The organism is Pseudoalteromonas sp. CF6-2 (assembly GCF_021729425.1).
GTDB classification, from domain to species: Bacteria; Pseudomonadota; Gammaproteobacteria; order Enterobacterales; family Alteromonadaceae; genus Pseudoalteromonas; species Pseudoalteromonas arabiensis.
In genome coordinates this window covers 1,856,379-1,878,106 of sequence record NZ_CP091442.1, presented here as the reverse complement: position 1 = coordinate 1,878,106, position 21,728 = coordinate 1,856,379, and the positions used below count along the sequence as shown (strand labels likewise).

17 protein-coding genes are annotated in these 21,728 nt (G+C 40.6%); 9 read left to right on the top strand and 8 right to left on the bottom strand.

Annotated features, from left to right (window positions below):
• Positions 1-153: 153 nt before the first annotated feature.
• Genes L3Q70_RS08690 through L3Q70_RS08680 form a run of 3 tightly spaced genes read left to right on the top strand, consistent with a single transcriptional unit; the run spans position 154 to position 3,910 of the window.
• Positions 154-1,368 (top strand): thiamine pyrophosphate-dependent dehydrogenase E1 component subunit alpha, encoded by a 1,215-nt coding sequence (locus tag L3Q70_RS08690; protein WP_062569134.1) that lies wholly within the window; start codon positions 154-156, stop codon positions 1,366-1,368.
• The gene (locus L3Q70_RS08685) at positions 1,368-2,345 is read left to right on the top strand and encodes a transketolase C-terminal domain-containing protein (RefSeq protein ID WP_237114107.1); all 978 of its coding nucleotides are present in this window, start codon (positions 1,368-1,370) and stop codon (positions 2,343-2,345) included. Before L3Q70_RS08690 ends, L3Q70_RS08685 begins: the two co-directional genes overlap by 1 nt.
• A gap of 8 nt (positions 2,346-2,353) precedes the next feature.
• On the top strand, positions 2,354-3,910 hold the full coding sequence (locus L3Q70_RS08680) for a dihydrolipoyllysine-residue acetyltransferase (protein WP_237114106.1): 1,557 nt from the start codon (positions 2,354-2,356) through the stop codon (positions 3,908-3,910).
• Positions 3,911-4,036: 126 nt separating this feature from the next.
• Here the strand turns inward: L3Q70_RS08680 and L3Q70_RS08675 are convergent, their stop codons facing one another.
• Both L3Q70_RS08675 and L3Q70_RS08670 read right to left on the bottom strand, forming a co-directional pair.
• Positions 4,037-5,209 carry a putative manganese transporter gene (locus L3Q70_RS08675; protein WP_237114105.1) on the bottom strand — a complete coding sequence of 391 codons (1,173 nt, stop codon included), beginning with the start codon at positions 5,207-5,209 and terminating at the stop codon, positions 4,037-4,039.
• Between the two features lie 72 nt (positions 5,210-5,281).
• Positions 5,282-6,907, bottom strand: a complete 1,626-nt coding sequence (locus L3Q70_RS08670) for a M28 family metallopeptidase (RefSeq protein WP_062569130.1) — start codon at positions 6,905-6,907, stop codon at positions 5,282-5,284.
• Between the two features lie 111 nt (positions 6,908-7,018).
• Here L3Q70_RS08670 and L3Q70_RS08665 point away from each other — a divergent pair, with 111 nt between their 5' ends.
• The 4 genes from L3Q70_RS08665 (at position 7,019) to L3Q70_RS08650 (ending at position 13,045) form a co-directional block, all read left to right on the top strand.
• Complete coding sequence (locus tag L3Q70_RS08665; RefSeq protein ID WP_237114104.1) at positions 7,019-7,834, top strand: DUF3025 domain-containing protein; 816 nt, start codon at positions 7,019-7,021, stop codon at positions 7,832-7,834.
• On the top strand, positions 7,827-8,615 hold the full coding sequence (locus tag L3Q70_RS08660; protein ID WP_237114103.1) for an ATP-binding cassette domain-containing protein: 789 nt from the start codon (positions 7,827-7,829) through the stop codon (positions 8,613-8,615). The genes L3Q70_RS08665 and L3Q70_RS08660 overlap by 8 nt, the downstream gene beginning before the upstream one ends.
• A complete protein-coding gene (locus L3Q70_RS08655) occupies positions 8,608-9,816 on the top strand; it encodes an ABC transporter permease subunit (protein WP_237114102.1) in 1,209 nt (402 codons plus the stop codon). Before L3Q70_RS08660 ends, L3Q70_RS08655 begins: the two co-directional genes overlap by 8 nt.
• A 172-nt stretch (positions 9,817-9,988) precedes the next feature.
• Positions 9,989-13,045 carry an ATP-binding protein gene (locus tag L3Q70_RS08650; protein ID WP_237114101.1) on the top strand — a complete coding sequence of 1,019 codons (3,057 nt, stop codon included), beginning with the start codon at positions 9,989-9,991 and terminating at the stop codon, positions 13,043-13,045.
• Positions 13,046-13,204: 159 nt separating this feature from the next.
• Here L3Q70_RS08650 and L3Q70_RS08645 read toward each other — a convergent pair whose 3' ends face one another.
• The 6 genes from L3Q70_RS08645 to L3Q70_RS08620 all read right to left on the bottom strand — a co-directional run bounded on the left by L3Q70_RS08645 (position 13,205) and on the right by L3Q70_RS08620 (position 19,856).
• Complete coding sequence (locus L3Q70_RS08645) at positions 13,205-14,032, bottom strand: UDP-2,3-diacylglucosamine diphosphatase (protein WP_062569125.1); 828 nt, start codon at positions 14,030-14,032, stop codon at positions 13,205-13,207.
• Between the two features lie 142 nt (positions 14,033-14,174).
• The gene (locus L3Q70_RS08640; protein WP_237114100.1) at positions 14,175-15,899 is read right to left on the bottom strand and encodes a proline--tRNA ligase; all 1,725 of its coding nucleotides are present in this window, start codon (positions 15,897-15,899) and stop codon (positions 14,175-14,177) included.
• 126 nt (positions 15,900-16,025) lie between these two features.
• Complete coding sequence (gene tsaA / locus L3Q70_RS08635; RefSeq protein WP_237114099.1) at positions 16,026-16,730, bottom strand: tRNA (N6-threonylcarbamoyladenosine(37)-N6)-methyltransferase TrmO; 705 nt, start codon at positions 16,728-16,730, stop codon at positions 16,026-16,028.
• 99 nt (positions 16,731-16,829) lie between these two features.
• Positions 16,830-17,402: an outer membrane beta-barrel protein gene (locus L3Q70_RS08630; RefSeq protein WP_062569122.1), complete on the bottom strand. Its 573-nt coding sequence runs from the start codon at positions 17,400-17,402 to the stop codon at positions 16,830-16,832.
• A gap of 237 nt (positions 17,403-17,639) precedes the next feature.
• On the bottom strand, positions 17,640-18,104 hold the full coding sequence (locus L3Q70_RS08625) for an acyl-CoA thioesterase (RefSeq protein ID WP_054561436.1): 465 nt from the start codon (positions 18,102-18,104) through the stop codon (positions 17,640-17,642).
• 105 nt (positions 18,105-18,209) lie between these two features.
• The gene (locus L3Q70_RS08620; protein WP_237114098.1) at positions 18,210-19,856 is read right to left on the bottom strand and encodes an electron transfer flavoprotein-ubiquinone oxidoreductase; all 1,647 of its coding nucleotides are present in this window, start codon (positions 19,854-19,856) and stop codon (positions 18,210-18,212) included.
• A 193-nt stretch (positions 19,857-20,049) separates the two neighbouring features.
• Between L3Q70_RS08620 and L3Q70_RS08615 the strand changes: the two genes are divergently transcribed.
• Both L3Q70_RS08615 and L3Q70_RS08610 read left to right on the top strand, forming a co-directional pair.
• Positions 20,050-20,799 carry an electron transfer flavoprotein subunit beta/FixA family protein gene (locus L3Q70_RS08615; RefSeq protein ID WP_237114097.1) on the top strand — a complete coding sequence of 250 codons (750 nt, stop codon included), beginning with the start codon at positions 20,050-20,052 and terminating at the stop codon, positions 20,797-20,799.
• Positions 20,800-21,726, top strand: coding sequence for an FAD-binding protein (locus tag L3Q70_RS08610; protein ID WP_193988837.1), 927 nt, complete (start codon positions 20,800-20,802; stop codon positions 21,724-21,726).
• Positions 21,727-21,728 lie beyond the last annotated feature (2 nt).

The following is a 21,728-nucleotide window of genomic DNA, read 5'->3' as shown; positions in this document are numbered from 1 at the left end:
ATTAGTTGAATAACAACTTACGTTAACGTAAAGTGACGGCAGTTTAATTTAATTTGATTGAATATTGCGCAAACTTTATCCTTGCAGCTCAAGCTGATAAAAACACAAATAAGGGCAGTGGCGTAGGTTTCTGACAACGAAAGAAGGTAGGTTATGAGTAATCCAAATAACGTATCGCTAAACATTAATCATGAACTGTCATTTATTGATGGTCACGCATTAACAATTCCTACATTAAGCATTCTTAATGAGGATGGCGACATCTACGAGGGTGCAACCGCACCTGATATCGACAAAGCAACAGCAATCCATCTATACGAGACAATGCGTTTTATCCGTGCTCTTGATGAGCGTATGCAAGCTGCGCAGCGCCAAGGCCGCGTTAGCTTTTATATGCAATGCTTAGGTGAAGAAGCAGCTGTAACTGCATCAGCAGCAGCCCTTGATCAAAACGACATGATCATGGCCCAATACCGTGAGCAAGCCGCTCTGCGTTATCGCGGCTTTAGCCTTGACCAATTCATGAACCAAATGTTTTCAAATGAAAAAGATTTAGGTAAAGGTCGCCAAATGCCGATTCACTATGGCTCACGCGAACTTAACTACATGACTATTTCATCACCGCTTGGTACACAAATCCCCCAAGCAACGGGTTACGCTTATGGTCAAAAAGTGCGTCATATTGATGCCAAAACCGGTGAGTTAAATAGCACTATTGATAACATTACTATTTGTTACTTTGGTGAAGGTGCTGCCTCTGAAGGTGACTTCCATGCTGGTTTAAACATGGCTGCTGTTCATGAAGCGCCGGTGATCTTCTTTGCTCGTAATAATGGTTATGCGATTTCTACACCTGCTGATGAACAATTTAAAGGTGATGGTATTGCATCACGTGGTGTTGGCTACGGTATTAAAACAATCCGTGTTGATGGTGCTGATGCACTTGCTGTTTACGCAGCAACGAAAAAAGCCCGTGAAATAGTAACGACTAAAGGCGAACCCGTTTTAATCGAGTCAATTGCCTACCGTTTAGGTGCTCACTCAACCAGTGACGACCCAAGCGGCTACCGCACAAAAGACGAAGAAGCGAAACATAAGGGGTGTCCTATTGAGCGTTTCCGTAAGTGGTTATTAAAACAAGGTTGGTTAGACGAAGCACAAGACGCTAAAGATAAAGAAACAATTCGTGAAGAAATTTTAGCGGCTCTTAAGCGTGCTGAGAAAGTGGCAAAACCGGCATTAGAAGAGCTTATTTCTGACGTTTACGATACGCCAATTCCATCACTGCAAAAACAATACGAACAATTAAAAGAGCATATTTTGCAGCATCCTGATGCTTATCCAACCACTGCAGGGAGATTAAAGTAATGGCTAAAATGAACATGCTTCATGCAATTAACTCTGCTCTTGATATCACCATGGCAGAGCATCCAAATGCCTGTATTTTTGGTGAAGACGTTGGTTATTTTGGTGGTGTATTCCGTGCTACATCAGGCTTACAAGAAAAATATGGTAAGCACCGTGTGTTTAATACTCCGTTAACTGAGCAAGGTATTTTAGGTTTTGCCAATGGTTTAGCGGCATTTGGTGCACCAGCTTTAGCTGAAATTCAATTTGCTGATTATATTTTCCCTGCATTTGACCAAATCGTGAATGAATCAGCTAAATTCCGTTACCGTAGTGGTAATGAATTTAATGTTGGCAATCTAACAATCCGTACTCCATACGGTGGTGGTATTGCCGGTGGTTTATATCACTCACAATCACCAGAAGCTTATTTTGCTCACACACCTGGTTTGAAGTTAGTTGTGCCACGTAACCCATACCAAGCTAAAGGTTTACTTCGTGCATCAATTAAAGATGATAACCCTGTTATTTTCTTTGAGCCAAAACGTTTATACCGTGCATCAACTGGTGAAGTACCTGAAGAAGATTACAGCATCGAGCTTGGTAAAGCTGAAATCGTACAAGAGGGTACTGATGTCACTGTACTTGCTTGGGGGGCGCAGATGGAAATCATCGAAGACGCCGCTAAAAAAGCAGCAGAGCAAGGTATTAGCTGTGAAGTAATCGACTTACGCACCATTTTACCGTGGGATGTAGTAACGATTGCTAAATCAGTAATCAAAACAGGCCGTTTAGTGGTTAGCCACGAAGCACCAATTACCAATGGTTTTGGTGCAGAAATCGTTGCAACAATTCAACAAGAGTGTTTCTTACACCTTGAATCGCCAATTGCTCGCGTGTGTGGTTTAGATACGCCATACCCATTAGCACTTGAAAAAGAATATGTGCCAGATGCACTTAAAGTGCTTGCTGCGATTAAGCAATCAGTAGAGTTTTAGGAGTCAGTATGTCTAAAGATTTTATCTTGCCAGATATCGGCGAAGGCATCGTAGAGTGTGAAATTGTTGAATGGTTAGTTGCAGAGGGCGATTCTGTAAAAGAAGATCAGCCAATTTGTGATGTGATGACCGACAAAGCGCTTGTGCAAATTCCAGCTGTTCATGATGGTGTGATCAGTAAGCTATATTATGCAAAAGGTGACATTGCGAAAGTACATGCACCCTTATTTGCAATGGATGTTGATGGCGAAGCACCAACACAAAGCGAAGAAGCGCGAGCTCCTGCTACAACTGAAGCATCATCTGAGGCTGATGAGCACTTAGAAGATTTCATTTTACCAGATATCGGTGAAGGTATCGTTGAGTGTGAAATCGTTGAGTGGTTAGTGAGTGAAGGCGATGAAATCGTTGAAGATCAAGCGGTTTGTGATGTAATGACAGACAAAGCACTGGTGCAAATTCCGGCTAAATACACAGGTAAAGTCGAAAAGCTTTACTACAAAAAAGGTGATATTGCAGCGGTTCACAGCCCATTATTCCAAATGAGTATTGCAGGCCAAAGTGCAGAGCCAGATGTAAGTTCTGCAGTGGTTAAAGCACAAACAAATGCAGCAACTAAACCAGCACAGAAACCTGCGGCTTCAGCAAATGAAACTAAACAGCTTAATAAGAAAGCAGTTGCTTCACCTGCTGTTCGTCGTAAGGCGCGTGAACTTGATGTAGATTTAACGCAAGTGCCAGGCTCGGGTAAAAATGGCCGGATTTATAAGCAAGACATCGAAGACTTTTTGAATGAAACACCAAGCCAAACTGTATCACAAGATGCTACGCCAAAAACCGCATCAACAACTTCTGTTGGTAGTAGCCGTGTTGAGCCTATTAAAGGTATTAAAGCGGCAATGGCGAAGCAAATGGTTGCGTCAGTATCGACTATTCCTCACTTTACTTTCTGCGACGAAATTGACTTAACAAAACTGATCGCAATGCGCAGCGAGCTAAAAGAGCAGTATAAGCAACAGGGCGTTAAGCTCACTATGATGCCGTTCTTTATAAAAGCGCTGTCATTAGCTATTAAGCAATTCCCAGCGCTTAACTCACAAGTTAATGATGATTGTAGCGAGCTGACTTACTTTGATGATCACAACATCGGTATGGCGGTTGATTCTAAGATTGGCCTATTAGTGCCAAATATTAAATCATGTCAGTCGAAGAGCATTGTTGATGTTGCTAATGAGGTTACGCGTTTGACAGAGGCGGCACGTGATGGGCGTGTATCACCCGATGATTTGAAAGGCGGCACGATTAGTATTTCGAACATCGGTGCGATTGGCGGCACAATTGCAACCCCGATCATCAATAAACCAGAAGTGGCGATTGTTGCTTTAGGTAAACTGCAGCACTTACCTCGTTTTGATGAAAAAGGGAATGTGATTTCAGCAGCTATTATGCAAGTAAGCTGGTCTGGCGACCACAGAGTCATTGATGGTGGCACTATTGCTCGCTTCAACAACTTGTGGAAGTCTTACTTAGAAGATCCTGCAAAAATGATGATGGCGATGAGCTAACATTAGGGCGTGTTGACCTTTTGTGGTTAATAGTGAACAAATTTCAATCTACAAAGGTCAACACGCCCTACTAAGCATTAAAAAACCAGCCTCGGCTGGTTTTTTAAATTCTAAATATTCTATTTGCTATATGCCGTAAAAATACAAACCATAACCGAGTAACAATGCTGGTATTGTTGAATATACTGTCGCCACTAAGGCCGCTTTTGGTGCTAATGCGATAGCTGGGAATAAGGCATCGCCATCATTCGATATTGCATTGGCTGCCATCGCACTAAACGGAATAATCCCTTGAATATATAGTGTCATTACAACAATTTGTGGCCCGCAACCAGGTAATAAGCCGATTGCCACAGCAACTAAGGGCGCTAAGTAGGCATACTCAGAAAACCATGCTGCTAAATCTACGCCAGCCACATTCACCAAAATTTCAAACACCATAAATGAAGCAACGACCCATGCTGTAACAAAATGAGTGTCCATTAACACTTTAGTAAGCTTTGATGGAGGCGTGCAAGGGGCTTCTTCGCTAGTTACTTGCTTATAACTTACACCTTTTGAAGATAAAGCCCATACAATCACGGTAAAAAGAGCCATCAAGGCGCCAAAAATACTGATTGTGTTTGCAAGGCCTTCACTGAAGAAACGAGTATCTGTGTTTGTTGCAATAACAAAAGCGATAATCAAACTAGGTATTAAAGCTAACTTCCAAACAGGGCGGCTATATTCGAGTATCTTTGGTTGGCACTGAGGCTCTTCATTATACTCAGTCGCATTACTTGGTTGAAAACTTGAACTGGAATGAAATAAATTAACAATTTGACCACTAATAATACCCACGCTCACTCCTATCAACATCATTAATAGTCCATCAAGAGGACGAGTGGCGAGTAATAAGAATGCAGCATCTCCCATTGTCGCTGTCAGTACCGCAACAACGGAGCCAAAGCTAGCTTGCTTTTTGGTAAATTGAGTAACAACTATAATGGCGCCACCACAGCCAGGTAAAGCACCTAAGATAGAAGCAAAACTGACTTCAAGGATGCCTGATTTTGCGCGTAAATAGCTTAGCTGTAATTGTGGAAGGCGATCGATTAAATAATAATAAATTAATAAAGTGGCAGCAACAAAGACCGATACTTGAAAAAAAGCATCGCTCAATGCTTGTAATGTAAATTCACGGGTTGCAGGTATTGCTAATGCAGTAAGCAATAGAAAGGGTAAGAACAAGCGCTTATTATCCGTAATGTAACACCTCGCTTTTTGAGGAACTAACCTCGTTTGGGAAAAAAAATACATACAGTGCAACCTAAAAAATTAATCAGATTACACTGTAGTACCATTTTAAATGAAAATCAATCTCATTTGCATTTATTTGCGTTGGAATTCAGAGTTTGCATTCCATTTAGGCCATTCTTCACGCTCAGAAATATCAAAGCCTACTTGATAGAATAGCTGAAGGTCCTGAATCGCACCTGATAAATCCCACTCATCACGGTAACGATCACATGGTTGATGGTAACAACCTCGAAGCACTAAGCTCATTCGTTTACGGTAATTAGCGGTTTCTTCATTAAGCGCTTCACTGCCGCCACCAGCGTACATTGCTGGCACACCCATGTTTGCAAATGCAAAGTGATCAGAGCGGTAGTAACCACCTGAAGACGGTTTAGGATCGCCAGATACAGTGCGGCCTTGTGCTTTTGCAGCTGTTTCTAAAAGGCTATCCATTTCTGATTTACCAATACCAACAACACTGATATCTTTTACTTTACCTAACAGGTTTAAGCTATCCATATTGATGTTAGCAACCGTTTGTGATGCTGGGATAACCGGGTTTGCAGCATAATATTTCGAGCCGAGTAAACCTTGTTCTTCAGCAGTAACTGCTAAGAAAGTCATCGAGCGGCTAGGGTGCTGTGGTAAAGTAGCGAACGCTTCAGCAACTTCAATTAAGCCTGCAGTACCTGTCGCATTATCGTGGGCACCATTGTAGATTTGGTCGCCTTTACGCGTTTTATCTGTACCAAGGTGATCCCAGTGAGCTGAATAAATGATGTGCTCGTCTGGCTTTTCGCTACCCGGTAAAGTCGCAATGAAGTTATACGAAATTGACTTTTTGATTGTGTTGTTTACTTCAACACTCGCTGTTAGGTCGCCCATATCAACATGGTAAGCGCCTTTAGCAGCATTGGCTTTCATCGTATCGAAATCTAAGCCTGCTTTTGTGAAAAGCTCTTTAGCAACATCAGTTGTTACCCAGCCCTCAACAGCAACACGGTCCATGTTGTTATTTTCTTTTTGGAAACCAAATTGCTCACCACTCCATGAGTTTTCAACTACAGACCATGGATAAGATGCTGGCGCTGTTTCGTGAATGATAATCGCACCTGCTGCACCTTGACGGCTCGCTTCTTCATACTTGTATGTCCAACGGCCGTAATAGGTCATTGCATCACCGGTGAATAAATCAGGGTTTTTTGTCGCAAACCCCGGATCGTTTACCAGCATTACAACTGTTTTACCTTCAACATCAAGGCCTTCGTAATCGTTCCAGTTATATTCAGGCGCGTTTACACCATAACCAACGAAAACAAGCTCAGAGTCTTTAATGCTTTGTTTTGCACTTATACGGCTACTCCCCATCACCATATCTTTCTTGTATTGGTAATCTTTGCCACCAATGGTAAGTACCATGTTTGAGTCTGCTTCAAGTGAAACAAGCGGAACTTCTTGTAAAAAGCTATCACCATTGCCTGGCTGAAAACCGAGCGCTTTAAATTGATCAGTTAAATAAGCTAGAGTGAGTTCTTCACCCTTTGATGAAGGTGCTCTACCACCAAACTCATCAGAGGCAAGCACTTTAATGTGTTCAGCTAACTGCTGTGAATTTATACTCTGATAAGCGTTAGCTACATCATTTGACGTGTTACTTGTTGAAGCACAGCCTACAAGCATCGCGCTTGCTATCACTGTCATTGAAAAATAACGTTCCATAATCAATCTTTTTTGTTTTAAGGTAGCATTAGTATATGAGGTTCTATTAATGAGAACCAGTTTTTGCGGTAAACTAGCCACAATACATCAAGAAGTTAAATGTTATAAGAAATGAAACGATTTACCGCCCCCGAACAGTGGTCAACCCAGTACCTTACAACCGGTGCGTTCGCTGACTTAGTCAAACTGTTTAATATAGATAAGTTGTCTGATTGGCCATCATGTGAATGGTTTAATCAATTTTTAACCGCCACGACTTCGCAAGGGATCCCCATTCGTTTTTCTGAGGATGAAAAGTTTGCAGATGAAACTCGGTATTATGAACAAATAATTTTTGAAACAGGGCAAGTACCCACACGCCAGCAGAATTGGCATGATCTATTTGGTGGTTTTATTTGGTGTTTATTCCCAAGAACCAAAGCGCTGATTAATCACCAGCACATTGAAGAAATTAAACTGCATGGTCTAAAAGAGCGCAGTAAACACAGAAATGCACTTACCTTGTTTGATGAATGCGGCGTTGTATTTGCCATTACCGAACAAAGCTGGCAACAGCAATTACGCGATCATCAATGGCAGCAGGCATTTGTATTACAGCGCGAATTATGGGGTGAAACTATACGTCCTTACATGTTTGGTCATGCTAACTACGAAATGCTTACACAACCTTATATTGGTTTAACGGGTAAAGCATTATTTATTGTTGTACCTGATGACATATTTTGTAAAGATTTAGCCGAGCAGTATGCATATATAGATCAACGTCTCTATGAGATGATTAAAGTTGACGATTGTTTGCGAGACAATAAAAATTTGTCACCCTTACCATTGTTAGGTGTACCTGGCTGGTGGGCTGAGAATAATAACCCAGAATTTTATAATAACACGGACTACTTTAGGCCGAAACGAAGGAAACGCAATGATTGAAGTAGCAGGGCTTAAAAAGAAGTTTAAGCTAACAAAAGATCATAAAAAAAATAACACGGATAATATTGATCCCCGAGAAGACAAGCAGTTTTTTCATTCCGTGAGAGACGTCAGCTTTCACTGTAATAAAGGCGAGGTGTTGGGCTTGTTAGGCCCGAACGGAGCTGGTAAAACAACAACACTTAGAATGATCTCAACAGCGCTCAAGCCTGATGAAGGAACAATAACCATCTCTGGTCACGATATTGTTAAAAAACCTTTAGTTGGCCGTAAATCAATCGGCTTTTTATCGGGGAGTACTGGTTTATACGGACGTTTAACGGTTAAAGAAAACGTTGAGTACTTTGCTCGTTTACATGGCATGAGTAAAAAGGCGGTAGCAGCACGTTGTGATGAGCTTTTTACCTTACTTGATATGCACAACTTTATTGATAAACGTGCAGAGAATTTATCTACAGGCATGAAGCAAAAAGCCAATATTGCCCGTGCAGTTGTTCATCACCCCGATGTGGTTATTCTTGATGAGCCTACCACTGGTTTAGATATCATGACTACGCAAACCGTCATTAACTTTATTCGTGGCCTTAAAGAACAAGGTACACCAGTCATTTTCTCAACACACCATTTAGATGAGGTTGCGTTACTTTGTGACCGTGTTGCGGTGATAAACCAAGGCATAAGTTGTTTTGATGGCACCTTGGATGAGTTTAAACAAACTGGGCAAAGCGTAGAGCTAAACCAAGCGTTTATGAATATTTTGACGGAGAGTCGTGATGTTTGAAGTATTTAAAAAGGAATTAAAAGAGCTGTTACGCGACCGTAAAACATTGATATTCGTGGTCGCACTGCCGGTTGCTGTTTTCCCATTATTATTTGCTGTAATGGCATTTATTAGCTCACAAGCAGCATTAGAGGCAGAACAAGAGGTCCATACTTACGCCATCATCAATGGTAATTACGCGCAAGAGTTTACCGATAAGGTGTTTTACCACAAGAGCTTTGCTTTATATAAAGGTGACGAAACTTTTAATACAGTAGAGGACCTTACCAAAGCAGTTAAAGCGGGCACCATAGATATGGGTATCTATTTGCCGTCAGACGCTAGGCAAACTTTAGATAACGCTAAGCAAAGCGAATGGCAAGTTGTGTATAACGACGCGAAAGCAATTAACTTTTTATTTGACCGCGTTAAGGAGCTTGCAAAAGAATATGGCGATAAACTGCGCACGACAAAGCTTTTAAGTTTTGGCGTATCAGAGCAGCAACAAGCGGCAATTATCGAACCTGTTAAAGTGGTGAAGGTCGACACCGCAGATAAACGTGAAAATCTCGGTGAGAAAATTGGTGGATTTATTCCTTATCTACTAATACCTCTGGTATTAATGGGCGCAACGTATCCCGCGATTGATTTAGGTGCCGGTGAAAAAGAGCGCGGAACCCTCGAAACGCTTTTACTTACACCAATCACGCGTACACAGCTTGTGTTAGGTAAGTTTGTAACCTTACTTGCTTCTTCAATTGCAACAACCACCATAACGGTACTCAGTATGGGGGTGTGGATATCAATAGCCATTGCTTTTGTTGATTTAGCGGTTGTTAAAAACGCATTTAGTTCTTTAACCGTGTTAGATTTAGGATTGATTTTTGTGTTGTTATTGCCTATTGCTGCAATCTTCTCTTCATTAGCGTTGGCCATTTCTATTTATGCGCGAACCTTTAAAGAAGCGCAAAACTACATGGCGCCACTTAGTATGGGTGTTATTTTTCCAATTATGGTTGCCTTAATGCCAAATGTTGAACTCACGAGCAAAACCGCTTTTATTCCAGTGACAAACGTTGCGTTGGCAATCAAAGAAATCATTAAAGGCACAGTAGATTACACATTAGTGGGTTTAATCTTCTTAGCGACAGTGATAGTGGCAGGGGCTTTACTCACGTTTTGTGTTAAATGGTTTAATAAAGAAGATGTCTTATTCAGATAAAAGACGTATTGTTTCAACCTAATAAAAAGCACCATTTGGTGCTTTTTTTATATTTTCAATACGTTACCTTGTATTACCTCCTTATTGATTAATATTTTTTACTTATACCCCATCTTTATTATGAAATTCTCCTATACTCTGTGAAGAATGGTAAATAAGGCTTTTTAATTCAATGGATTTGCTTCAAGCAACTAATTTCTTTTATCGGCACAAGCTTCCTTTTGTTGCTCTGTTGGTTTTGATCTCTCTTGCGTGCGTTGCGATAATAAAATTTGAATTTGATACCCGTGAAGATGTGTATGCTCGTACATTAGAGCAAATGAAACGAGAGCTAACTACAAAAGAGGATAGGTTTACCGCTACACTCAGAGAAAATATTTCTGCGCTTAATTTCTTAGACGCAACTCCCCCGATTATGGCGATTATGCGCGCCACAAACGATAAGAATATCGATCCTGTTCTTGGCACACCAATATCAGCTTGGAAGGATAGGTTAGCCAAGATCTTCAGTGGCTTTATGACTACCGATAACGACTTAGCACAAGCTCGCTATATTTACGTTGGACAGGAAGGTAAAGAAGTTGTCAGGGTTGATAATATTAATGGTGAAGTAAAACGCATAGCTGAAACTGATTTGCAGTTAAAAGGTCATCGAGACTACATGCAAATAACAAAGGGACTACCTAATGGCCACATTTATGTTTCGCCAATTAATTACAACAGAGAGAATGGTCATATACAAATCCCCTATGTGAGTACGTATCGTGTATCAAAATTAGTACGTGACCTGTACGGAGAGCCCTTTGCTGTCTTGATCGTCAATTATTATGCTGATGATCTTTTAAACGGATTAGTTGAAAACACAGCAGATATTTTTGATGTCTACCTACTTAATGCTGATCAGCAATTTATTTATCATCCAAATGAAGCGTATCGTTTCAGCTTTGAGTCAGGGAATGCGCGATTTTGGAAGCAAGAGTTTTCAACTAATCAGGCGATGGATCAAATTGATATTTTCGATTTTATGAGCTTGCCAGAGAAACTTTATTTAAAGAAAGTTATTCAGTTCTCTAATGGTATTGATATGAAGCCACTTACACTGGCAGTGTCTGTTGATACCCAGACTATGTTGCATGAGATTAAAAGTAAACGCTATAAATTCATAGCCATGCTATGTTTGATTATTATTGCTGTTATCGTGCTATTTATAATTTATCAGCGTGACATAAGCCGAAAACTCGAATTGAGCTTTTTCAAAGAAAAAAACAGCAAAATTATAGAAAGCTCCTCTGATGCAATTATTATGGTTACCCCTGATGGCACTATTTGCAATGCCAATCAAACTGCGAAAGAGTTTTTTAGCATAAAAGAAAAGGAAACAAATTTTGATAACTTGTTCAATTACAATGATGAAGATTTTCAAGGAATTGCACAAGCTATAAAACATAATGAACGCTGCTCGTTTGAAGCCATTTATATAGATGAAACACAGTGCCATTATTTCTCAATTACTCTGGCCCCGATTTTTGATGCGCTTAAAAAACAAGTCCAAGTCGCTGCAATAATACGTAATATAAATTCATTAAAAAGGGCACAACATCAACTTGAGCAACTAAACGAAACGCTTGAAGAAAAAGTCCAAAATCGTACGGCAGAGCTAGAAGAGGCAACAAAGCAAGCTTTGGCGGCTAGCAAGGCGAAAAGCCAATTTGTTGCTAATATTTCGCACGAAATACGTACACCAATGAACGGTGTACTGGGTATGCTCGAAATGCTGGAAGTTGAGCCGCTCACAATTCAACAAAAGCAGTACTTACATTATGCCAATAGTAGTGCACAGTCCTTAATGACGCTTATTAACGATATTCTGGACTTTTCTAAAATTGAAGCCGGCAAACTTGACTTAGATTACCATGAGTTTGATGTTGTCTCTGTGTGTAATGATCTAATGACATCAATGGCGGTGCAAGGTCAAAAAAAAGGTTTAGAAGTGCTCTTTGATTCAAGTTTAGTTAGTCACAGAGGCGTTGTTGGAGACAGCCATCGCTTGAAGCAAATACTCAATAATTTACTGAGTAACGCATTTAAATTTACTCATCAAGGATTTGTTAGTTTACATCTCAGTGAACGAAAAATGCTGGATGACAATGTTTTATTAACCTTCAAAGTCACAGATACGGGTATTGGTATATCAAAAGGTAGCCAAAAAAAACTGTTTGATGTTTTTACACAAGAGGATTCAAGCACAACTCGGCACTATGGTGGGAGTGGATTAGGTCTTTCTATTAGTCGCAAGTTATCACAGTTAATGGGAGGCGATATTGCTGTTGAGAGTGAAAAAGGTCAGGGTAGTTGTTTTACTGCCACGGTTTTGATGACACTCAGTCAACCAAGTAAATCGAATAGTCAAACTGCTATACTAGCGAATAAAAAAGTTGCGTTTTCCTTGTTGTACGAACCTTTAAAGCAAAACTTGATAAGCCAATTAAAATCTTTTACTCAATTAGAAGAGGAAAATATAACGTCACTGTTTTCATTGGAAAAAGAAAGTAAGAGTAAGTTTGATCTTATCGTCGTTGATCAAAAGCACCCACAAATTAGTGATTTCATAGATCTCGCTAGTCAAAATAGTGATATTAAGTTATTAGTGATTGGTTTGGTGTCAGCATTAGAAAAAAAATACTTGTTACCTGCCAATGCAGTGGCCATGTCAAAGCCGATAACACAGGATGAGCTTATTTATCGGTTAGCAACGTTATTTAAATATGAAGGGCAAATATTGAATCATAAAGATAGAGTGGAAAAAGAAATTGTCGATGTGGATTTCTGTAACCGCTCTATTCTTATTGTCGATGATAACCTGATCAACATTGAAGTGAGTAAAGCTATTTTGCGCGATACAAATATTAATATCGAATCTGCAGGTGATGGTATCGAAGCATTGGAGATACTTAAAAATACTGATACGCAGTTTGACCTTATTTTAATGGATTGCCAAATGCCAAATATGAATGGCTATGATTGTACTAAACAAATAAGATATGGTAATGCAACAGAGCGCTTTCAAGATATTGTTATTATAGCTATGACTGCAAGTGCGATGGCAGGGGATAGAGAGAAGTGCCTGAGTGTTGGCATGAACGACTATATTACCAAGCCGATAAAACAAGCCACACTTCGAAATAAACTCGTTATGTGGCTTAATGCTGATAATACCAATCTGCAATAATACTTCATCATTTTGAGGGATAAAGCTTGTCGCTACCTGCGTTAAAAATTTCTTATTTAGAACAACTAAATAACGAAATTTTTGCCTTGTTATCAACGAGGATTTATTGCCTCAAAATAGACCACTTAATTAAGCGAATCGGTATAAATATCAGTTTGGCTAAGCGGCATCTTTATTATGGGCTGGGGTTGGCATTAGCTTGCTGATGTCTGCTGAGTGAATTACTTTTTGTGTTTCACTCCAGTGAAGTAATTCAATTCTTCCACAGTCATTCTCTACAAGAGCCGTACAGTTTTCTATCCAGTCGCCATCATTGCAATATAAAATCCCATCTACTACTTTAACGGCTGGGTGGTGAATATGGCCACATATAATACCGTCCACGCCTTGCTTTTTTGCTTCATGAATAGCCGCTTTTTCGAATGCATCAATTGCTGCGCGGGCTTTGTGTACTCGTGCTTTGATCCATGACGCCAACGACCAATAATGCCCACCGAATAATCGACGAATGCGGTTAGTCCAGCGATTTAAAAATAACAGTAAGTCGTATCCTGCATCACCTGCAATACTAATTAATTTGTTGTAACGGGTTGCTGAGTCGAAATCATCGCCGTGCAAAAGTAAAAAACGTTTATTGGCTTTTGTTGTGTGGATATATTGCTGATGTACTTCAATACCAAATAAAGACTCATCGGCATATTGGCGAAACGTTTCGTCATGGTTACCCGGTATATAGATGACGCGTGTGCCATCTTTCGCTTTTTGTTGAATAAGCGCTAACACATCATAATGGCTAGGATGCCAGAAAAATTGCCGTTTCATGGACCATAAATCGACGATATCACCGACCAAGTATAATACGTCGCATTCAATGGCATTCAAAAAATCCAATAAATACTGCGCTTGGCAGTCTTTATAACCTAAGTGAACGTCGGAAATCCAAACGGCAGGATAGTGGGTTTTACTACTGCAAGTGGTGTTATTCATGGCATTTACTCATGGTGTAATAAAGTAAATGCTAGGCAGAATCAATGACAGTTAAAAGACGCTTTAGCGAAACATCTATGACAAATACTAATAACAAAAAAACCGCCGAAGCGGTTTTTCTATTTTGTATAGGTTGGTTCAATTAGCCTTTAACGAGTGCGGCAATTTCGGAAGCGGCACTATCTAAATCAAGCATTAGCTTTTCACCGGTATGACGGTTTTTAAGCTCAACCTTATTTTCGTCAAGATTACGTTCACCAATCACCAATGTGAAAGGCACACCTAATAGTTCCATATCGTTGAACATCACACCAGGGCGCTCTTTACGGTCATCAAATAACACATCTAAACCAGCTTCTTTCAAACCTTTGTAAAGGTTATCTGCAATATCAGGAATACGATGAGACTTATGCATGTTCATAGGCACGATTGCTAAATCAAATGGTGCGATAGGTTGTGGCCATTTAATACCGTATTGGTCGTTGTTTTGCTCAATGGCAGCAGCCACGATTCGTGAAACACCAATACCGTAACAACCCATCGTCATGACTTGGTTTTTACCTGATTCACTCAGAACGCCTGCTTTCATTGCCTCTGAGTACTTAGTACCCAGTTGGAAAATATGACCTACTTCAATACCACGTTTAATTTGCAGTGCCCCTTGACCACAAGGGCTTGGGTCGCCTTCAACGATGTTACGAATATCTGCCACTTCATAGCTTTCTACGTCACGATCCCAGTTAATGCCGCTGTAGTGTTCGTCGTCTTTATTCGCACCCGCAACAAAATCAGCCATTACATTAGCTGAACGGTCAACAATAATTGGCATTTTAAGACCGACAGGGCCTAATGAGCCAGGTTTTGCACCAATCGCTGCAACGATATCTTCTTCTTTTGCCATTTCAAGCGGTGAGTCTACAAGCGGGTGCTTTTCAGCTTTCAACTCGTTCAACTCATGGTCGCCACGTAATACAAGCGCCACTAAACCACGTTGTTCGTTTTCATCTGGAGCACCATACACGATAAGTGTTTTAACGCCGCGATGAGGTTTAACACCGTAGTGCTGTTTAAGCTCTGTAATGGTTTTTGCATCTGGCGTTGGAAATGCTTTTAACTCTTTAGTTGCTGCTGGGCGCTCTTCAGTCGGTGCCAATGCTTCTGCTTTTTCGATATTTGCAGCGTAATCACTTGCATCACTAAATGCGATTGCATCTTCTCCTGATTCTGCAAGTACATGGAACTCATGCGATACGCTACCACCGATAGAGCCGGTATCCGCGATAACAGGGCGGTAATCAAGGCCTAGACGCTCGAAGATATTGCAATATGCCTTGTGCATTACTTGGTATGTTTTCTCTAAACACTCATCGCTTAAATGAAAAGAGTAAGCATCTTTCATCGTAAACTCACGGGCACGCATGACACCAAAACGAGGGCGAACCTCGTCACGTACTTTTGTTTGTACTTGATATAGAGTAAGCGGTAATTGCTTATAAGAGCTTACTTCTTTACGTACAAAATCAGTGATCACTTCTTCGTGTGTTGGACCCAGTGCAAAAGGGCGGTTATGACGGTCGTTAATGCGTAATAATTCAGGACCAAATTGCTCCCAACGGCCTGACTCTTCCCAAAGGTCAGCTGGTTGGATAATAGGCATTAACATTTCGATAGCGCCTGCTTTATCCATTTCTTCACGTACAATGTTTTCTACTTTTTTAAGTACGCGTAAACCAGAGGGCAACCATGTATACAAACCCGACGCAACGCGGCGGATCATGCCTGCTCGTAGCATTAATTGATGAGAAACAATTTCTGCATCAGACGGAGTTTCTTTAAGTGTTGCGAGTATATATTGACTGGTACGCATCTCTATTCCAAGTAGTGTTAAAATTATTATCGTTTACTCAAGACGTTTGAGTAATAACAAGTCGCTAAGTTTACCAGTGGACGCACTGACACTAAAGCGATATGTTTTAAAAAAAGTGTTAAAAAATTAGCATTTTTCAATGCTGGTCACTGTATTATGATTATCCCGAACATGCCACCTAATATTGAAATCATATAAGGTCATGCCGTAGCTTTGTTCAGACTCACGTTGCTTTTTATAAGCAGGGCGAGGGTCTTGCTTTAATACATTGCTAATAAAGGCTTTTAATTCTGGTTGCTCAGTTTGTTTTTCGATAAACGCCAGTGCTTCATCAGTAAACTCAACACTCATATCTGTTTCTGGTCGGGTATCGGCAAAACCTGCGGTCGCATCAGTCATTGCATCTGAATAGGGCAAATAAGGCTTAATATCTAAAATCGGTGTGCCATCAAGTAAATCAATACCTGAGAGCAATAAGCATAACTGACCATTTTTATATTCAATGCCCTCAAGTTTTACTGCACTCATGCCAATGGCATTAGGGCGAAAAGTCGCACGTGTAGCAAATACACCTTTACGTTCATTTCCGCCAAGGCGAGGGGGTCTCACCATTGCTGAATAGCCTTTATCAGCGGTTTCATGAAATCTAAATAATAACCAAATATGGTTAAATTCATCGAGACCACGGACAAACTCTTCGCGATTGAAATCGCTACTGAATACCAGCTTTGCCTTAGCCTCAGGAACCAAGCGAGGTTGGCGAGGTATTGCAAACTTTTGTTTGTATGGAGATTGAATGTGGCCGACGGCAGTTAGTTGGTATTCGCTCATTGTGTATTAAACTTAAGGAAATCTGCCGACATTTTACATGCAAACACAAAAAAAGGCAGTCGAGACTGCCTTTTTTAAAATTAGACATGTCAGTCTAAATTAGAACATGTATTGGAATGATACCGAAGCCACATCCATATCAGGGTCAATATCATCTTCTAATTCGTAACGTTCATACTCTAAACGTACTTGCATGTTTGTTGTGAAAGCATACTCAATACCTGCACCATAGAATACATCGCCACCATCAGTGTCAGCGCTAATGCTACCAAGCTCACCTAAGTCTTGTTCTACTTCTGCATCCCATTCAAGCCAACCGCCTTTTGCGTAAACAGAAAAGCTGTCAGTGATTGGTGCTGCTAAACGCGCAGCTAGTGAGATACCGTCAAGCTCAACTTTAGAATCGATATCACTCGCTTCATCGAAGTTTTGGTATGCAAGCTCAAGGCTTAAGTATTTATTAAATTGAGTACCAACGTAACCTTTTAACATTTGTGCATCATCATCAAAGTCAGTGTCATTTTCACTGTCTTCAAACTCAAATGAATATTGGCCGTAACCAATACCTGTATAAATACGTGGTGAATCCATCTCGGTAATATCTGCATGTGCAGCATTGTTGAAACCAAGTAGTGCTAGAGAAATTGCAGAAATTGAGATTGCTTTAATCATTTAATAGCTCCTTTATAAAATAAATAAACGAATGTTTCGCTTCATTCCCAAGGAGTATTGCAGTGACCGTGCCATACTGTAAATGAGGCCTAAATCACTGTTTTTAGGCCCGAATAAATGAAATTTTGTGCAGTTTGTCGAAACTATAATCAAGCATTCAGTTTGGCGCTCGTAACAATTTCAGGGTGCCCTGTAGAAGTTACTAGGTGCAGTATAATAATGCAAAGCAAAGCCATGTTATGCTTTTTGTAGTAATGTTTCTGTTTCTATGGCTATTTCTTTCATTTTTATCGCATAGTTTTCTATTTTCTTTTCCTCATCAGTAACTGCTGTGTAAGAGGGGACTTCAATAGGATAACCTGCTTCATCCATGGCAATAAAACTAATTACACAATGATTGGTTTCAACGAGGTTTTGTGTTTTTGGGTCGCCGCAGCGTACTTGAATAAAGATTTGCATACTGGTTTTACCCGTATGGGCGATACTGGCTTTCACTTCGACAATTTGGCCAACCAAAATAGGGCGCTGAAACTTTACACCCGCAACAGAGACGGTAACACAGTAATGACCGCTCCAACCTGCAGCACAGGCATAACCAGCTTGGTCAATCCACTTCATGACCACACCACCATGAACCTTACCGCCAAAATTTACATCGGTAGGTTCAGCTAAAAAACGAAAGGTTACACTTGAAGACGGCATACTTTACTCACTATTTTAAACACGACAATTTCAGCATAGCCTAAAAAAGGGGCCGAAGCCCCTGCAATTTAGGATAAATTTTAATTAAATGAGTAACGTGCGTTATTACATATTAGGGTAGTTTGGTCCGCCAGCCCCTTCAGGTGTTACCCATGTAATGTTTTGGCTTGGGTCTTTTATGTCACATGTTTTACAGTGCACACAGTTTTGTGAGTTGATCACAAACTCTTTCTCACCTTCGACATCTTGTACTTCGTAAACGCCAGCAGGGCAGTAGCGTTGTGCTGGCTCATCAAACTTAACTAAATTCACTTTAATGGGAATGCTATTATCTTTAAGTTTTAAGTGACAAGGCTGCGATTCTTCATGGTTGGTATTTGATAAAAACACCGATGAAAGTTTATCGAAGCTAAGCTTGCCGTCTGCTTTGGGGTAGTCGATCTTTTCGGCCTGATCAGCAGCAACTAAGGTGGCATGATCTGGTATGTTGTCTTCAAAGTTAAACGGTAAGCTGCCACCAAATAGATTTTGATCGAGTGTGTTATAAGCGCCCCCTAAGAACTTACCCAGTTTATGCATAACTGGGCCAAAGTTACGCGATTGGTAAAGCTCTTTATACGCCCAGCTTTGTTCAAAGGCCGTTTTATATTCAGCTAAATCGGCATTTTCTTTACCGTTGCTAAGAGCTGCTACGATTACATCAGCAGCAACCATGCCTGATTTCATTGCAGTATGGTTACCTTTGATCTTAGCAAAGTTCAATGTGCCAGCATCACAACCAACAAGTAAACCACCTGGGAAATGCATTTTTGGTAAAGAGCGTAGGCCGCCTTTAGCGATGGCTCTTGCACCATAGGCTATACGTTCACCGCCTTCTAAAACATCTTTAAAGACAGGGTGATGCTTCATACGCTGGAATTCATCAAACGGGCTTAAATGTGGGTTTGAGTAATTAAGATCAACTATTAAACCTACAACTACTTGATTGTTTTCACTGTGATACATAAACGCACCGCCACTGGTATCACCGGTTAAAGGCCAGCCTGTACCATGTACTACTGTGCCTTCTTTATGTTTACTCGGGTCGATTTGCCAAATTTCTTTGAAACCTAAACCGTAATGCTGTGGTGACGCATCTTTATCAAGGGCAAAGTGTTTAATTAGCTGTTTACCTAAATGACCTCGGCAGCCTTCAGCAAATACGGTGTATTTGGCTCTAAGTTCCATACCTGGCATGTATCCATCTTTTTCATTGCCGTCTTTATCAAGACCCATATCGCCGGTGATAATACCTTTTACGGTCTCGTCTTCTATAATTAAAGAGTGCGCACTAAAGCCAGGGAAGATTTCTACCCCTAAGTTTTCCGCTTGCTCAGCTAAAAAGCGGCACACATTACCCATAGAAACAATGTAATTGCCTTCGTTATGGAATGTTTTAGGGCTAGCAAAGTGGGGGATGCTGGTGGCTTTTTCACTATTATTGAACCAGTAAATATCATCTTGCGTTACTTTAGTGGTAATTGGAGCACCTAATGACTGCCAATCGGGTAGTAATTCATCCAATGCTTTGGTTTCAAAAACCGCACCGGATAAAATGTGCGCGCCCACCTCAGAGCCTTTTTCTACCACACAGATCATTAATTCTTGTTGTTTTTCTTGTGCTTGTTGAGCCAATCTAATCGCAGTTGATAAACCTGCTGGGCCTGCGCCTACGATGACTACATCAAATTCCATGACTTCGCGTTCGACCATATAAACCTCTTCTCGGTGACGGACCTGCTGTAAAGAACCTTATTTCATACTTGCAAATGAAACGTTACAGGCTGTGAATACTTTAAGGTTATTTTAGGTTGACGTTTACGTCAACAGGAAGTAGTCTGAATTCATAAAATAAATAAGTTGACGTCTAGGTCAACTTCGAGAACACACAATTGATGGAGTCACGATGAAAGTCCTTGTTCCAATTAAAAGAGTAATTGACTACAACGTCAAAGCACGCGTTAAAGCTGACAAAACGGATGTTGATCTAGCTAATGTAAAAATGGCGATGAACCCGTTTTGTGAAATTGCAATTGAAGAAGCTATTCGTTTAAAAGAAGCAGGGATGGCCACAGAGGTTGTTGCTGTGACTATTGGTAATAAATCATCTCAAGAGCAATTACGTACGGCCTTAGCACTGGGTGCCGATAAAGCCATTCATATTGAAACAGAAGAAAAGCTTGAGTCTTTACATGTTGCTAAATTACTGAGCAAGATTGTAGAGCAAGAATCACCTGAATTGGTAATTTTAGGTAAGCAATCGATTGACTCTGACAACAATCAAACCGGTCAAATGCTTGCTGCTCTAACAGGTCGTGGCCAAGGCACCTTTGCATCTAAAGTCGATATACAAGCAGGTACAATTAATGTAACGCGTGAAGTAGATGGCGGCTTACAAACTGTTGCTCTTAAACTACCTGCTATTGTAACGACAGACTTACGTTTAAATGAACCCCGTTATGCTTCATTACCAAACATCATGAAAGCAAAGCGTAAACAACTTGATGTAATTGCTGCTGATAGCCTTGGTGTAGACCTTGCGCCTCGCGTGCAGCTGGTTGAAGTAAACGAGCCAGAAAAACGCAGCGGCGGCATTATCGTAGAAGATGTTGCGACATTGGTTGAAAAGTTAAAAACAGAAGCGAAGGTGATCTAAATGAAAACATTAGTGATAGCCGAACACGACAAAGGTGTTCTAAAGCCTGAAACCAATAAAACGATTACTGCTGCTGTTAAATTAGGCTTTGATGTAGATTTATTACTAGCAGGGGAAAACTTATCTGCTATGAGTGAGCAAGCAGCATCAATTGCAGGGGTAAGTAATGTACTGATTGCTGATGATGCCTCTTATGCTCATCAGCTAGCTGAAAACTTAGCGGATCTGGTTTTATCTTTAGCAGATAACTATTCACACATTGTCGCAAGCGCAACAACAACGGGTAAAAACTTTATGCCACGTGTTGCAGCACTTTTAGATGTTGCACAAATCTCAGAAATCATTGACGTAATTGATGCAGATACCTTTAAGCGTCCTATTTATGCGGGTAATGCAATTGCGACAGTTAAATCACTTGATAGCAAAAAGGTGATTACCGTGCGTGCCAGTAGCTTTGATGTTGCATCAGAGCAAGCACCAGTGTCTGTAACAAGTGTTACGGGTAAAGGTTCAGTTGGTTTGAGTGAGTTTGTATCAGAAGAACAAACTGAATCAGAGCGTCCAGAGCTGACAGCTGCACCTGTAGTTATTTCAGGTGGTCGCGGTATGCAAAATGGTGAAAATTTTGCACTATTAAATGGCATTGCCGACAAACTTGGCGCAGCCATTGGTGCTTCACGTGCTGCTGTTGATGCGGGCTTTGTACCAAATGATATGCAAGTCGGTCAAACGGGTAAAATTGTTGCCCCAGATTTGTATATTGCTGTTGGTATCAGTGGTGCAATTCAACACTTAGCGGGTATGAAAGACTCAAAAGTGATTGTTGCCATTAATAAAGACCCTGATGCGCCAATTTTCCAAGTCGCTGACTACGGTTTAGTTGCTGATTTATTTGATGTGTTACCAGAGCTAGAAAGCGCTCTGTAATT